The organism is Candidatus Ulvibacter alkanivorans, from assembly GCF_003333325.1.
Taxonomy (GTDB): Bacteria; Bacteroidota; Bacteroidia; order Flavobacteriales; family Flavobacteriaceae; genus Ulvibacter_A; species Ulvibacter_A alkanivorans.
Window position 1 is genome coordinate 1 of the sequence record NZ_QOLC01000027.1, and the last position, 1,103, is coordinate 1,103.

General features: G+C 35.4%; 2 protein-coding genes. One reads left to right on the forward strand and one right to left on the reverse strand.

The window, feature by feature from the left end:
• Nucleotides 1–725 (forward strand): zinc metalloprotease HtpX (htpX, locus tag DWA30_RS01710; RefSeq protein WP_114490808.1); only part of this gene is annotated, 725 nt, incomplete at its 5' end.
• A 51-nt stretch (nucleotides 726–776) separates the two neighbouring features.
• Here the strand turns inward: htpX and DWA30_RS13570 are convergent.
• Nucleotides 777–968 carry a cysteine-rich CWC family protein gene (locus tag DWA30_RS13570; protein WP_114490809.1) on the reverse strand — a complete coding sequence of 64 codons (192 nt, stop codon included), beginning with the start codon at nucleotides 966–968 and terminating at the stop codon, nucleotides 777–779.
• Nucleotides 969–1,103 lie beyond the last annotated feature (135 nt).

Genomic DNA, 1,103 nt, shown 5'->3' on the forward strand with positions numbered 1-1,103 from the left:
TTGGCCATAAATTAATGCTTTCCGGAAAACAATTTAAAGAGCTTAAAAGAGAAGAGCACCTTGAACATGATGAAAAAGTCGTCCTGAATATTGTCGAAGAGATGGCTATCAGCGCTGGCCTTAACTACAAACCAAGAGCTTACATCATGGAAACGAATGAGGTTAACGCATTTGCGGCTGGATGGAATGAGAAAAATGCCCTTATTGCTGTAACAAGAGGTCTTATGAATCAACTTAACCGAGCTGAACTACAAGCTGTTATCGCTCATGAAACGGGTCATATTATACATGGTGATTCAAAACTTACACTTTATGTTGGCATTCTTGCTAATGTCATCGTTACGTTTACCAATATATTTGCACATATTGCTTTTTTCATGCGGAATGAAAACAATCCAGCAGCAAATCAAGCTCGACTTTTAATTATTGTATTGAACTTAATACTGCCGTTTATTACTCAGATACTCTATTTGTATTTATCCAGAAAAAGAGAATATATGGCAGATGCTGCTGCGGTTCAATTAACGGGAGGCAATCAAGCCATGATTTCTGCCCTTAAAAAAATAAGCGGTTATCATGACAATGATTCTAAAGAAGAACGTTATGTTAAACATGTAACAGAGCACTATAGAGCAGCCGCTTATATTTATAGTAAAGGTGACTCAATCTTTTCAACACACCCAAGCATTGAGAATCGATTAAAAGAACTAGGAGAGAAGCTATAATCATTCATATTTGAATGTTCAAACCTTAAAACCGCTCATACATGAACGGTTTTATTTTTTTCTATAACAGATTTTACAAAGACAAGAATCGGACACTTCATCCATTTCTTTAACAGGCTCTGTCATGCACCAACAACTTGAAGCAGATTTTCCTTCTTCCATAGCACAATTATTCCACCTCCCGCATTCAGGACAGGTTGATTTATTCTTCAAACTTTCAAGCAAAGACATTTTATCAGACATTTACTATTCCTTTATTTTTAAAAAAACAATTCCAAACATAAATAGAAAAGTAAATTAAAACTTCAATCTATGCCTCATATATACATCACTGGCACTTCGCTTAACTTTGTTATAGGATGCATCGCCATCGAAAGA